A 13069-nucleotide genomic window follows, 5' to 3' on the forward strand; every position below is an offset into this window, starting at 1 on the left:
CTGCTATGAAGCAGGTATATGAAGCAGGTATCCGTACAGTCTGTTTCGTATCCCCGGTATTCCCCGGTATCACGGATTTTGAAGCAATCTTTGAGCGGGTAAAGGATCAGTGCGATCTGTTCTGGCTCGAAAATCTCAATCTTCGAGGCGGTTTCAAAAAGACAATTATGGATTATATCGCCGGAAAATATCCTGATCTTGTACCACTTTACGACGAGATCTATAACAAGCATAACCGCAGCTACTTTGAAGCACTTGAAGTAAAAGCTGAGAAAATGGCTAAGAAGTATGATTGTGCCTTTGTGGATAATGAAATGCCTTATGGCAGAGTCCCGCAGGGACATCCGGTGATCGTAGATTATTTCTATCATGAGGAAATCCGTGGGACAGAGAATACCGGAAAAAGAAATCGCTAACTTCAAGTTTGTTGAAGGGACGTATAGAAACTATACGTTCTTTTTTGATACAAAAGAGAGAAGCATAAGGGACATTGAAGTTCCTTTTCTTTTGCTCAAATTCACATTTGTAGAATTAACAATTGGTTGTTCTATGATTGTAAAAAGATATTTATCTAAAGAAACGGCAGAACCCCCCACCTCTATATGAAATATAGGTGGGGGATGAATTTATTTGAGAAATTTTGGAATAGTGAGGGTATAAGATATATAGGAAGCTTCTTTTCCTAAATATACAGAAATTTAGGGGGGTAAGAGCATGGATGATGATTTACAAAAAAATCAAAATGCAGAACAGACTTATCATTCTATTCGTAATTCTATTGTGTCTGCACAGCATCGTTTGAGCACAGCCGTAAATTCTGCTATGGTAACAACTTATTGGGAAATTGGAGAACAGATTTTTAAAGCATGTGGAGAAAATGATCGTGCAGAATATGGAAAGAGATTATTGGAATATCTTTCAGAGCAGCTGACAGCAGAGTTCGGAAAAGGTTTTGATAAATCAAATCTTCGTAAGATGAGGCAGTTTTATTGCACTTTTCCAATTCGAGACACGCTGTGTCCTGAATTGAACTGGTCACATTATCGTATCTTGATGCGTATAAATGATGAACAGGTACGAACGTTTTACATGGAGGAATGTGCAAAAGCAGCATGGAGTGTACGTCAGCTAGAACGACAGATTAACACGATGTATTATCAGCGTGTTTTAGCAAGCCAGGATAAGACTGCAGTTGCAAAAGAAATTCAGACAACGGAGCCAAAACCAGAATATGAGAAAATAGTGAAAGATCCTCATGTTATGGAATTTTTGCAAATTCAGCCGGACACTCATGTGTATGAAGGAGATTTGGAAAAGGCATTGATTGATCATCTTCAACATTTCCTTTTGGAACTTGGAAGAGGATTTTCTTTTGTAGCACGCCAAAAGAGATTTACATTGGATGGACAGGATTTTTTTGTTGATCTTGTATTTTACAACTATATTTTGAAATGTTTTGTTCTTGTTGACTTGAAAATGGGAAAACTGACCCATCAGGATTTAGGACAAATGCAGATGTATGTGAATTATTATACTCGTGATATGATGAATGAAGGTGATACGCAGCCTATAGGGATTGTACTTTGTGCAGATAAGGGAGATTCTATTGTAAAATATACACTTCCTGAAGATAATCACCAGATACTTGCATCGAAATATTTCACCTATCTGCCGTCAGAGGAAGAATTGAAACGTGAATTAGATTTGAAAGAATTTCACAAAAAGAATGAAAATGAAAATATAAATCAGCAATTGTAGAGTTGACAATCAGGTATTCTATAATTAGAAAAATAATTACGTCAGTGTGGGATTTTTGACATCCAGTACTGGTTTTTTGATTCTGTAAAGAAACGTTTAACGATACCACATTTTTATAACAAAAAATGAGCATCGCCTTAAAGCGATGCTCACTTATCTTATAAGTTTAATAATTCTTTTGTATCTCTTGCAATCACTAATTCTTCATCAGTTGGTACTACAAATACCTTGATCTTAGATTCAGGTGCAGAAATTAATCTTTCACCATGACCTTCTACATTAGCCTTATCATCTAATACGATGCCTAATGCTTCTTTTATTAGATTAATAATTGCTTCTCTTGCGATAAAGCTGTTTTCACCAATACCAGCAGTGAATGAAATCGCATCAACATGTCCAAGTTCTACAAAATAAGAACCAATATAATCAGCAACACGTTTTCTAAACATATCAAAAGCTAATTTTGCTCTTTCATTACCTGCATCCTTTGCATCAATGATATCTCTCATATCACCAGATACACCAGATACACCTAATAAACCAGATTCCTTATTTAACATCTTGAATACAGTCTTCATATCATATCCAAGATTTTCAATTAAGTGGTCAACAACTGATGCATCAATATCACCAGAACGAGTTGCCATCATAACACCAGCAAGAGGTGTAAGACCCATTGAAGTATCAATAGATTTACCATCTTTTACAGCACAAAGTGAAGCACCAGCACCTAAATGACATACAATAATATTAGCATGTTCAGGATTGCCTAGTAATTCCTGAGTACGTTTTGATACATAGTAATGAGATGTACCATGTGCACCATATTTTCTAATCTTGTTTTCTTCATAGAACTTATATGGGATTGGGTAAATTGCATTTTCTGGCTTAATAGAGTGATGGAATGCTGTATCAAATACAGCTACAGCACCTGCAGTAGGAATAGCTTCCTTGAATGCATTGATACCAATAATATGTGCAGGATTATGAAGTGGTGCAAGTGGTGATAATTCATCAATCTTAGCGATCACATCATCATCTACAACACAAGATCCATCAAAATAAGGACCACCCTGTACAACACGATGACCAATACCCTTGATTTCATCTAAACGATCAACAATCTTCTTTTCAATTAATGTATCAAGTAATACCTGTACAGCTTCCTTATGAGTAGGAACTGCAAAGACCTTCTTTTCTTTAGTACCGTTGTACTTGATAGTGAAGATTGAATCTTCCATACCGATTCTTTCAATAATACCAGAAGTGATGACACTTTCAGTATCCATTTCAAATAACTGGAACTTCAATGAAGAACTTCCACAGTTAACTGCTAAAACTTTTGACATGCTTATATCCTCCTAAACACCCCTATTATAATCAGAAACCCCTAACATTTCTACTATAAATTATGAATACGTGACAAAAAGAATGTTTTGTCATATAATCATTCATGCCAGGGGCGCATTTATTGCTGAGATAGGTGAAAGCCTTGTCCCTTAGCATCTGATCTGGGTAATACCAGCGTAGAGAGGCCGAACTTTTTTAGTGACTTCTTTGCGTCATCTTAGTCATTGGAAAGGGGAGATTTGTAGATGAATAAGAAGACATTATCCACTAGAGCAATTGCTTATGTTGCGTTATTTATTGCTATGCAGTTAGTTCTAGAAGTACTATTTAAGGTAATTCCAGGACAGCCACAGGGTGGTTCTATTACTTTAAGTTTATTGCCAATCGTACTTGCAAGTTATTTAATGGGTGCACAGCATGGAATTATTGTAGGTGTTGGTGCCACTGCTATGCAGTTTGTATTAGGTCTTGCTTCATATTATGGACCTTGGTCTGTTGTATTAGACTATCTTGTACCATTATCAGCACTTGGTATTGCAGGCTTTATTCCTAATTTCAAATCAGGCAAGACTGAAGTTTATACAGGTATATTTGTAGGAATGATCCTTAAGTTCATTTCACATTTATTATCTGGTGCTGTATTATTTGCAAGCTATTCACCTAAGAACATGAATCCTTGGGTTTATTCATTCTTATACAACATTGGTTATAATGTAGGTACACTTATTTTAACTTATGTAGTATTTGCACTTATTTATCCAAAACTTCAGAAAGCATTCAAGGCTATTTAACAGTGGGAAACCACTGTTTTTTTACTTTTAACACAAAACAATAACTTGAAAAGGCTTTATTTAGGAAAAAACAGGTGAGGTTTATGTACATTTCACCTGTTTTTTGCTATGATATTCGATAGGTTGAAAGAGGTTTGATTATGAAGAATTCATTAGTGGGGCAGGATGTGCTCATCCATTGCTATAAACATGACGGTAAACCACATCGTACGTGGTCACGCTGTAAGATATTAGAAGAAACAGACCGCCATTTTATCGGTATAAATAATAATACATTAGTTACAGAATCAGATGGTCGTTCCTGGGTCACTAAGGAACCCGCTATCTGTTATTTTCCTAAGGATAGATGGTATAATGTAATCTGTATGATTAGAAGTGATGGTATCTATTATTATTGTAATATTGCCTCTCCTATATTATATGATGGAGAAGCACTTAAATATATTGATTATGATCTTGATTTAAAGGTATGGCCTGGCTATCGTTATAAAGTGCTAGATGAAGGTGAATATGCAGCTCATCGTATTAAATATCAATATTCAGACGAATTAGATGAGATATTTCATGAACAGCTCAATCGTCTGATTGTGATGACGATGAATGCATCTGGTCCTTTTCGTGCAGGATTTGCCCAGGAGTGGTATAATAAATATCAGCAGATGATGAAAAATAGAGGAACTAAAAATGATAAACTTAAAAAATGAAGCTGAAATGATTGCTTTTGGCAAACGTATTGGAGAAACAATCTTTCCCCATTCTATTATCACATTAACAGGTGATCTAGGGGCTGGTAAGACGACATTCACAAAAGGAATAGGACAGGGACTTGAAATCAAGAAGATTATCAATTCTCCTACTTTTACTATTGTGAAGGTTTATTCTGGACGTATGACCCTCTATCATTTTGATGCATATCGCTTAGAAGGGGCAGATGATGATTTAGGATTTGAAGAGATGTTCGAGGATGATGGCTTATGTGTCATTGAATGGCCACAGTTTATTGAAGATATTATTCCAAAAGAAAGATTAGAAATTGAAATAATAAAGAATGAAGATGAAACACGTTCTTTAAAGCTTCATCCTATTGGTGAAAAATATGAGAACTATGTGAGGGAGGTTACACATGATTAGTTTAGTGATGGATACATCAAATAGTTATTTAGCTGTAGGCTTATTTCAGGATAATATGTGTCTAGAAGCCTTCCAGGAAAAGGGTTCTAGAAGACAATCAGAAAAAGCGATTCCTACACTAAAAGAAGTACTTGATCGTCATCATATTGCATTAAAGGATGTAAATGAGATGATTATTACATCAGGACCTGGTTCTTATACAGGTGTCAGAGTTGCCATGACTATCGCAAAGACACTTGCTGCAGTGTCTGATGTTAAGATTAAATCTGTGAGTTCTTTAGCCGCTTATGCAGGTATGAATCAGGCAATGAGTGTCATTGATGCGAGAGGGCATAAGGTCTTTGTAGGTGTTTATGAAAACGGCATACCTTTAATGAAAGAACAGGTTATGACTTTAGAAGATTTTACACAATTACGTGCTGAATATAGTGATTATGAACTTGTGGGTGAAACAGGCTGTCTAGGTTTAGATGAAAAAGAATGTGATCTTTGTGCTAATATCTATGCATTAGGAAAGATGGCTGATCCAATTGAGAATGTTGATTTATTAGTGCCAACTTATATTAAAGATGTTGAGGCTAAGAAAGCATGTTATTAAGAGAAATGCAGGAAGAAGATCTTGATGAGATTGAAAGGCTGGAAGGGTTATTATTTAGCCCTGCCTGGTCTAAAGAAGATTTTCTTCATGAATTAAAAACAAATGATTATGCCCATTACTATGTTCTTGTAGATGACAAAATTGTAGGTTATGCAGGATTCTGGTATGCTTATGAAAACTGTGAACTTACTACAATTGGTATTGATCCAAATTATCAGGGAAAAGGTCTTTCTAAGTTATTGATGGATTATGGATTAAAAGAAGGACATAATAAAGGGTGTATGAATTATAGTTTAGAAGTGCGTGTCTCAAATGAACGTGCGATTTGTTTATATAAGAAGTATGGCTATGAGATATGTGCTATACGTAAAGATTATTATGCAGATCATGAGGATGCTTATCTCATGGTAAGAAAGGAGGAAAAATAATGGCTGTTATTCTAGCTATTGAATCAAGCTGTGATGAAATGAGTGTTGCAATCCTTAAGGATGGAAAAGATTTATTAAGTCATGTTGTTGCATCACAGATTGATATCCATAAACAATATGGTGGGGTTGTTCCTGAAATTGCCAGCCGTAAACATGTTGAATGTGTCAGCACTGTTTTAAAGGAAGCATTAAAACAGGCAGAAATATCTTTAGAGGAGATTGATGCAATTGCAGTCACAAAAGGACCTGGACTTGTAGGTTCTTTACATGTTGGTATGCAGGAAGCTAAGACATTGGCTATTTATTTAAATAAACCACTTATTGGTGTACATCATATTGCGGGGCATATTTATGCCAATGAACTAGTGAATGATATTGAATATCCTGCAATGGCATTAGTTGTTTCAGGAGGACATACAGAACTTGTTTATATGAAGAAGGAATTCTCTTTTGAGGTCATCGGTACAACATTTGATGATGCTATTGGCGAAGCCTATGACAAGGTAGGGCGTGTTTTACATCTTCCATATCCTGGAGGACCTGTATTAGATAAAATGGCACATGAGGGAACTCATAGTTATACACTCCCAAAACCACTTGATGATGGAAGCTATAACTTCAGCTTCAGTGGCTTAAAGAGCGCTGTCATTAACTTAAAGCATAATGCAGACCAAAGAGGAGAAGAAATCAATGGCAATGACTTAGCATGTTCATTCCAGGATGTGGCTATGGATACGATTGCTTCTAAAGCCTTAGCTGCTGCTCATGATTTGGGTGTAAAGCAGATTATTGTAGCAGGTGGTGTGAGTGCGAATAAAGGTCTCAGAGAAAAAATGAGTACAAGTGATATTCCTGTTATTTTTCCACCAATGAAGTATTGTACAGATAATGCAGCAATGATTGCATCTGCAGCAAGTATCATGTATAAATATAATATGTTTGCCCCTTTGGACCTATCTGTTAAGCCAGATTATGACTTAGAGGCAGAAAGTGTAGGAGACAACTATGAGTAGTGAAAAGAAACAGAAAATTTCACGTGCGACTATGACACGCTTTCCTGTTTATTTGAAGGCTTTAAGAGTTATGGGACATGAAGGTAAAGAGAACTTCTTATCGAGTGAACTTGCAGAAGTTACTCATATCCAGGATACGACTATTCGTCGTGATTTTGGCTTTTTGCCTCAGAAGAATACACTTGGTAAACGAGGCTATGGTTATGATACAAAAGAGATGATTGAAACACTCAGTGACTTCCTAGGTTTAGGACTTGATGAACCAATTATTTTGATTGGTGTAGGTAACTTAGGATCAGCTATTTTGAAATATAACCGTTGGAAATACACAGTTGGGCAGATTGTCTGTGCTTATGATAAGGATGCGAATATTGAAGGTGAACGTTTTGGTGTCAAGATCCATAAGAGTGATGATCTGGAAAAAACATTCCCTAAGGACTGTAAGATTGCGATTCTTGCAATTTCTGATAATGTTCAGGAAATGGTGGATCGTTTAGTGGCATTAGGGATTAAAGGCATTGTAGACTTCACCCACTCTCATTTTATTGTACCTCAGGGAGTAGAAGTACAGAATGTGGATGTCGTTGTAGCAATACAAGAATTAGAATTAAAGATGAAATCAAATACAAAGGAGTAAGAAGGATGTTTGAATTTATGACAGTAAGAGAACTTTATGAAATCTGTCGTGCAGATAACGCTGTAGAAACAGATAACGTAGAGTATGTAGAATTAGAAGGATGGGTAAGAACAAATAGAGATAGTGGTAAACTAGGATTCATCGCATTAAATGATGGTTCTTATTTTAGAAACTGTCAGGTTGTTTATTTAGAAGAAAAATTGAAGAACTTTGATGAAGTTTCACATATCGCAACTGGTTCAGCTATTCATGTATTAGGTAAATTAAAATTAACACCTGATGCAAAGCAGCCATTTGAAGTAGAAGCCACTGAAATTATTCTTGAAGGTGACTGCGACAGTGATTACCCATTACAGAAGAAGAGACACTCTTTTGAATTTATGAGAGAAATCCCTCATTTAAGACCAAGAGCAAATTCATTTTATGCTATCTTCAGATTAAGATCTGTATTATCTATGGCTATTCATGAATTCTTCCAGGATCAGGGATTCGTATATGTACATACACCAATCATTACATCTAACGATGGTGAAGGTGCTGGAGAAATGTTTAGAGTAACAACTATTGATGATACTGATTTCTCTAAGGATTTCTTTGAAAAAGAATCTTTCTTAACAGTAACAGGACAGTTACATGTAGAAGCATTCGCTATGGCATTTAGAGATGTTTATACTTTTGGACCAGCATTCAGAGCTGAAAACTCAAATACATCAAGACATGCAAGTGAATTTTGGATGGTAGAACCAGAAATCGCATTTGCTGATCTTGAAGATGATATGTGTTTAATTGAAGAAATGGTTAAATACTGTATTCAGTACTGCTTAGATAATGCTCCAGAAGAAATGAAATTCTTTGAACAGATGGTTGACCATGATTGTATCAACCGTATTACAAAAGTCAGAGATTCTCACTTTGTACGTATGACTTATACAGAAGCTATTGAGCACTTATTAAAAGCTGATGTGAAGTTTGACAACAAGGTTGAATGGGGTATTGATTTAAATGCTGAACATGAACGTTATATCTGTGAAGAAGTTGTAGGTGGTCCTGTATTCTTGACAGATTATCCAAAAGAAATCAAAGCATTCTATATGCGTTTAAATGACGACAACAAGACAGTTGCAGCATGTGACTTATTAGTACCAGGCATCGGTGAATTAGTGGGTGGTTCACAGAGAGAAGAACGTTATGATGTTCTTGAAAAGCTAATGGATGAAAAGGGCATGAATAAAGAAACACTACAGTGGTATATGGACTTACGCCGCTTTGGTGGATGTAAGCATGCTGGATTCGGTTTAGGTTTTGACCGTTTCTTAATGTATTTAACTGGTATGGCTAACATCAGAGATGTAGAACCATTCCCACGTACACCACGTAACTTGAAATTCTAAAAGACCACATATGTGGTCTTTTTTTCTTAAAGGAAGCAATATTATGGATGAATTTAATGGCATCAATACTTTTTTTAATATGATTTACCATAATGACCGTGCTTTTTCTCGTGCTTTATTGAATTACCAGTCTTTTAATGATTATCGACAGTGGTTAAGAGATCATCAAATAGAATTTAAAGAACTTGATATGATTGATGAGTATTCATTCAGTATGATTCGCCCTGGTATGACAATCAAGGATGTATCCATGCTGACACATTCTGATTTACAGTCCGGCTTACAAAGAATACGTGCCTTCTTTAAAGATAAGACTTTCTTATTTCTTATTCCTGGTATAAATAAGGAAATTGAAAACTATTCTTTTACAGGAGTGGATTATATCTTTGCCTTAAGCAAACCTTTTAACCAAGAAGAATTATCTTTCTTAGATCCTTTCCCTGGACTATTAGAAGCATTATTTTATGCAGATGAATGGCCAGGAGGACTCATATTTAATTCTAAAGAGGCTGCTTTTTACCCATTGCATAGTATTTCCCAGGCAAAGGCGTTGCAGAATAAGATTGATGAGAAGACAATGTTTAATAAAGAAGGGCATTCTTCATTTATTTACCATTTATCTGATTTACATCTAGGCCCTAAAAAAAAGTTGAAATCAGTTTCTAATTTATTAGATTCTTTAGATGAATGTGATCAGTATGCACATAGTTCTCATAGTAAGCAGGTCTTTATTACAGGGGATCTTATGAACTCTCCTAATACAAAGAATATGTATCAGGCTAATAGCTTTATGACAATGATTAGAAAGAGATATAAGGCAGATATCACCTTTGTGTTAGGTAACCATGATATGATAGTAAAAGGTCTTAGTATTGGTGGAAGACAACGTACAAAAGTTATAGCTTATTTACTAGGTGAAAAAATCAAGGTTATAGAAAAAGATAAGATTGTACTTGTAAAGATAGATTCTAATGCAGGTGGTAACTTAGCTAGAGGAATGATCACAAGAAGACAATTAGACCAAATAGACTCAGAACTTGCAGGTATAGAAAATCTAGAAGGTTATACGATTGTGGTCTTACTACACCATCATGTATTTAAAGTCTCTAAGTCAGACTTCTTAAAAATACAATGGCGTGAAAAATCTATATTTGGAAATATTCTAGATAAATCTAAAGCACTTGTGGATGCTAATATGTTTGCAACATGGCTTCAACAACGTCATATTAAATATGTCCTTCATGGCCATAAGCATGTCCCTTATTTTATGAATAAATATGGAACATATTATATCTCTGCAGGAAGTGCAACAGGTGGCTTAAAAGAAAGCGAAAGCCATTATTATTCTTATAATGTATTACGTTATGATTATATGGATAAGAAGATGAAAACATGTCTGATTTTCTATGATGATAATAAGAAAGCGGAAAGACAACGTGTTGAAGTATATTTAATGGAGGAAGATAAATGAAATTAGTTGATAAAATGAAAGATGAACGCTTAGGGATTGCGATTTTATATAATTTCTCTAAGGGATATGAAAAACCAGTTCCTATGGAACTTTATGATATTGTATTACCTTTTATTTATCATGATGCATTTAGAAAAGAAATTTTAAAGCATGAGACATTAAAAGATGTTATTGAAGCATCAATTGAAGCAGATCCACATTTTAAAGAAGTGATTCTAGACGCAATTAATGATGATGAAGGCATTACTTCTAAAGCATTAGGTATGGCTATGATGGGTGGAATGCTGACTTATGAGATGATTGATGGAAAAGTTTGTGGTAAATTACATGAAGCTGAAGTTTTAGACTTTAACGAATGTATTATTTTTGGTAAGATGATGCAGGACCATACAAAAGAAGAGATTCTTGGTTTATTACATCAGGAACTTCGTATTGTCTTCTTGCAGGTAGAAACACTTGGAAAAGATGTCAATACACATATCTTTGATGATCTTGGAAGAGTGACTTATCATGAAAATGTAGACCAGTTAGATGTTATTTCTCTTTGTAAGGATGCAGATATCGTTATTACAAATAAGAATCTGTTTAGAAAAGTAGAAATTGACCGCTGTCCTTACCTTAAGATGATTGCGGTAACTGCCACTGGCACAAACAATGTAGATTTAGATTATGCAAGGGAAAAGGGAATCCGAGTCGCAAACGTGAAAGGATATTCTACTGAAGCCGTTAGTCAGTTAACACTTGCATTATGTCTAGAACTTATTGAACATACATCACGCTATGATAGTTATGTAAAATCACAGCAGTATGAAAAGGATAAGGTCTTCTCATTCTTTGGTTACTCGTTTCATGAATTATCTACTATGACTTGGGGAATTGTTGGTCTAGGCGCAATCGGTCAGCGCGTTGCACGTATTGCGGAAGCATTAGGATGTCAGGTGCAGTATTATTCTACAACTGGACATCATCAGGATGAACACTTCAAGCAGGTGGATTTTGATACATTACTTAAAACAAGTGATATTATTTCTATTCATTCACCTCTTACAAAAGAGACAGAACATTTATTTGATGCAGAAGCTTTCAAGAAGATGAAAGACACAGCTTATCTCATCAATGTAGGACGTGGTCCTATTGTTGATGAAGAAGCATTAAGTGATGCATTAAATAATAACCTTATTGCAGGAGCAGGTTTAGATGTATTTGAAAAAGAACCACTTCCTTCAACAAGCCCACTATATAGTGTTGATCCTCAAAAGGTCGTTTTCACACCACATGTTGCATGGGGTTCAGTAGAAGCAAGACATCGTTTGATTCTTGAAGTACGTGAAAACATTATCGCTTTTATTAATGGCGAAGACCGTAATAACTGTTAAAAAGGAAAAGGAGGAGCCTATAAGAAGGCAAGTGTACGGTCAGAGATGATCGGAATTAACGTCTGTGGACTAGCGATAGGTTGAAACAGAAACATTTGTTTATTGTAGCATTTTAAAAAATGATTCAAATTATTATTGTATGTATTTTAGTATTACTTGGTATTTACTGTTTTAAGGTTTATCCATTAGAAAGAAGAAATACCAAAAAGCTCGCATTTAGTGCTTTAATTATTATCATCACATTGATTCTAAAGAGACTTACTATTATGGTGCCATTATTTGGTGCTGAAAGCTTAAAGATTGGTTTTGAATATATTCCAGTTATGTTAGCGGGTGTTATTCTTTCACCTAGCTATGCTTATCTCATTGGTTTAATTACTGATCTACTTGGTTTAGTGATTTCCCCAACAGGATTCCCGTTCTTTGGATTTACACTCAATCAGGTACTGATTGGCTTGATTCCATCGCTTATTGCTGTAAAAGTAAAGAATGTAGATGGAAAACGATTCAGTAAAGCTGTATGTCTCATGATCGCATTATTTGGTGGAGCAGGATCGCTTTTTGTTGCTTTACAAAAAACAATCTCTATCGGTAAAGTCACTTATACATTAACATCCTTACAAAAAGGTGTTATGATTGGACTCTGCCTTGTTGCCTCTCTAGGTTTTATCTTGTTCATGTTGAAACGCACAAAGAATATGAAAGACAATGATGTATCATTATTTGGTACTTGGCTATTAAGTGTTATTTTAGTAGAACTTGCTATTACATTCTGCTTAACACCTTTCTGGCTACAGATCATGTATGGCATTCCATTTGTGGTATCTGTAAGTATTCGTGTGATTAAGGCATGCTTTATTATTCCATTAGAAATCATTATTGGGTTCCCATTATTGAAACAGATGGATAAATTATATAAATAGGAGTATAGAAATGGAATATCAGGTCACAGTTGACCAGTTTACTGGGCCGCTCGATCTCTTGCTTCATCTAATAAAAGAACATGATATGGATCTTCTTGATCTTGATGTAGCGGCGGTATGTGACCAATATCTCGCTTATATTCAAACTATGGATCCTTCTCTCTTAGAAGCTGTCTCTGAATATTTAGTCATGGCAGCCTGG

Annotated in this window: 14 protein-coding genes, 1 pseudogene and 1 riboswitch; of the genes and pseudogenes, 14 read left to right on the plus strand and 1 reads right to left on the minus strand. The window is 35.3% G+C overall.

Annotation, left to right across the window (positions count from 1 at the left end; translation table 11 throughout):
* A pseudogene (locus QZQ55_RS08605) lies at positions 1-416 on the plus strand (radical SAM mobile pair protein B); the annotation flags it as partial.
* A 298-nt stretch (positions 417-714) separates the two neighbouring features.
* Positions 715-1758: a YhcG family protein gene (locus tag QZQ55_RS08610; RefSeq protein ID WP_295092364.1), complete on the plus strand. Its 1044-nt coding sequence runs from the start codon at positions 715-717 to the stop codon at positions 1756-1758.
* Between the two features lie 158 nt (positions 1759-1916).
* On the opposite strand, the gene QZQ55_RS08615 is transcribed toward QZQ55_RS08610, so the two are convergent.
* Complete coding sequence (locus tag QZQ55_RS08615; protein ID WP_295092367.1) at positions 1917-3107, minus strand: acetate/propionate family kinase; 1191 nt, start codon at positions 3105-3107, stop codon at positions 1917-1919.
* Between the two features lie 99 nt (positions 3108-3206).
* Positions 3207-3308, plus strand: a riboswitch (TPP riboswitch).
* Positions 3309-3353: 45 nt separating this feature from the next.
* Here QZQ55_RS08615 and QZQ55_RS08620 point away from each other — a divergent pair.
* The 12 genes from QZQ55_RS08620 to QZQ55_RS08675 form a co-directional block, all read left to right on the plus strand.
* Positions 3354-3899, plus strand: coding sequence for an energy-coupled thiamine transporter ThiT (locus tag QZQ55_RS08620; RefSeq protein WP_295092370.1), 546 nt, complete (start codon positions 3354-3356; stop codon positions 3897-3899).
* A 140-nt stretch (positions 3900-4039) separates the two neighbouring features.
* On the plus strand, positions 4040-4603 hold the full coding sequence (locus tag QZQ55_RS08625) for a DUF402 domain-containing protein (RefSeq protein ID WP_006506926.1): 564 nt from the start codon (positions 4040-4042) through the stop codon (positions 4601-4603).
* Complete coding sequence (gene tsaE, locus QZQ55_RS08630) at positions 4584-5030, plus strand: tRNA (adenosine(37)-N6)-threonylcarbamoyltransferase complex ATPase subunit type 1 TsaE (RefSeq protein ID WP_215657213.1); 447 nt, start codon at positions 4584-4586, stop codon at positions 5028-5030. Before QZQ55_RS08625 ends, tsaE begins: the two co-directional genes overlap by 20 nt.
* Positions 5023-5628, plus strand: a complete 606-nt coding sequence (tsaB, locus tag QZQ55_RS08635) for a tRNA (adenosine(37)-N6)-threonylcarbamoyltransferase complex dimerization subunit type 1 TsaB (RefSeq protein WP_295092373.1) — start codon at positions 5023-5025, stop codon at positions 5626-5628. The genes tsaE and tsaB overlap by 8 nt, the downstream gene beginning before the upstream one ends.
* A complete protein-coding gene (gene rimI, locus QZQ55_RS08640) occupies positions 5619-6056 on the plus strand; it encodes a ribosomal protein S18-alanine N-acetyltransferase (protein WP_289100282.1) in 438 nt (145 codons plus the stop codon). The genes tsaB and rimI overlap by 10 nt, the downstream gene beginning before the upstream one ends.
* A complete protein-coding gene (gene tsaD, locus QZQ55_RS08645) occupies positions 6056-7069 on the plus strand; it encodes a tRNA (adenosine(37)-N6)-threonylcarbamoyltransferase complex transferase subunit TsaD (RefSeq protein ID WP_295092376.1) in 1014 nt (337 codons plus the stop codon). The genes rimI and tsaD overlap by 1 nt, the downstream gene beginning before the upstream one ends.
* Positions 7062-7706: a redox-sensing transcriptional repressor Rex gene (locus QZQ55_RS08650; protein ID WP_006506921.1), complete on the plus strand. Its 645-nt coding sequence runs from the start codon at positions 7062-7064 to the stop codon at positions 7704-7706. Before tsaD ends, QZQ55_RS08650 begins: the two co-directional genes overlap by 8 nt.
* A 5-nt stretch (positions 7707-7711) precedes the next feature.
* Positions 7712-9097 (plus strand): asparagine--tRNA ligase, encoded by a 1386-nt coding sequence (asnS, locus tag QZQ55_RS08655; RefSeq protein ID WP_295092378.1) that lies wholly within the window; start codon positions 7712-7714, stop codon positions 9095-9097.
* A 43-nt stretch (positions 9098-9140) separates the two neighbouring features.
* On the plus strand, positions 9141-10568 hold the full coding sequence (locus QZQ55_RS08660; RefSeq protein WP_295092381.1) for a metallophosphoesterase: 1428 nt from the start codon (positions 9141-9143) through the stop codon (positions 10566-10568).
* The gene (locus tag QZQ55_RS08665; RefSeq protein ID WP_295092384.1) at positions 10565-11944 is read left to right on the plus strand and encodes an NAD(P)-dependent oxidoreductase; all 1380 of its coding nucleotides are present in this window, start codon (positions 10565-10567) and stop codon (positions 11942-11944) included. Before QZQ55_RS08660 ends, QZQ55_RS08665 begins: the two co-directional genes overlap by 4 nt.
* A 119-nt stretch (positions 11945-12063) precedes the next feature.
* Positions 12064-12867: a folate family ECF transporter S component gene (locus QZQ55_RS08670; RefSeq protein WP_295092386.1), complete on the plus strand. Its 804-nt coding sequence runs from the start codon at positions 12064-12066 to the stop codon at positions 12865-12867.
* Between the two features lie 10 nt (positions 12868-12877).
* Positions 12878-13069 (plus strand): segregation/condensation protein A (locus QZQ55_RS08675; protein WP_295092389.1); only part of this gene is annotated, 192 nt, incomplete at its 3' end.

Origin of the sequence: uncultured Catenibacterium sp., assembly GCF_900540665.1 — a bacterium.
Taxonomy (GTDB): domain Bacteria; phylum Bacillota_I; class Bacilli_A; order Erysipelotrichales; family Coprobacillaceae; genus Catenibacterium.